The organism is Burkholderia sp. YIM B11467 (assembly GCF_052952715.1).
The window spans coordinates 1-584 of the sequence record NZ_JBQVSQ010000038.1 but is presented as its reverse complement, the minus strand read 5'-3'; the positions used below and the strand labels follow the sequence as shown (position 1 = coordinate 584).

The following is a 584-nucleotide window of genomic DNA, read 5'->3' as shown; positions in this document are numbered from 1 at the left end:
GCGCTGGACACGTACATCCCGACGCCGGAGCGTGCAGTTGACGGTGCGTTCCTGATGCCGGTGGAAGACGTGTTCTCGATCTCGGGCCGTGGCACGGTGGTGACGGGTCGTATCGAGCGCGGCGTCGTGAAGGTCGGCGAAGAAATCGAAATCGTCGGTATCAAGCCGACGGTGAAGACGACCTGCACGGGCGTTGAAATGTTCCGCAAGCTGCTGGACCAAGGTCAAGCAGGCGACAACGTTGGTATCCTGCTGCGCGGCACGAAGCGTGAAGACGTGGAGCGTGGCCAGGTTCTGGCGAAGCCGGGTTCGATCACGCCGCACACGCACTTCACGGCTGAAGTGTACGTGCTGAGCAAGGATGAAGGCGGCCGTCACACGCCGTTCTTCAACAACTACCGTCCGCAGTTCTACTTCCGTACGACGGACGTGACGGGCTCGATCGAGCTGCCGAAGGACAAGGAAATGGTGATGCCGGGCGACAACGTGTCGATCACGGTGAAGCTGATTGCCCCGATCGCGATGGAAGAAGGTCTGCGCTTCGCAATCCGCGAAGGCGGCCGTACGGTCGGCGCCGGCGTCGT

1 protein-coding gene is annotated in these 584 nt (G+C 62.0%); it reads left to right on the top strand.

Annotation, left to right across the window (positions count from 1 at the left end; all coding sequences use genetic code 11):
• The coding region (locus ACTRWB_RS38115) for an EF-Tu C-terminal domain-related protein (RefSeq protein ID WP_446904918.1) at positions 1-584 on the top strand (584 nt) is incomplete at both ends.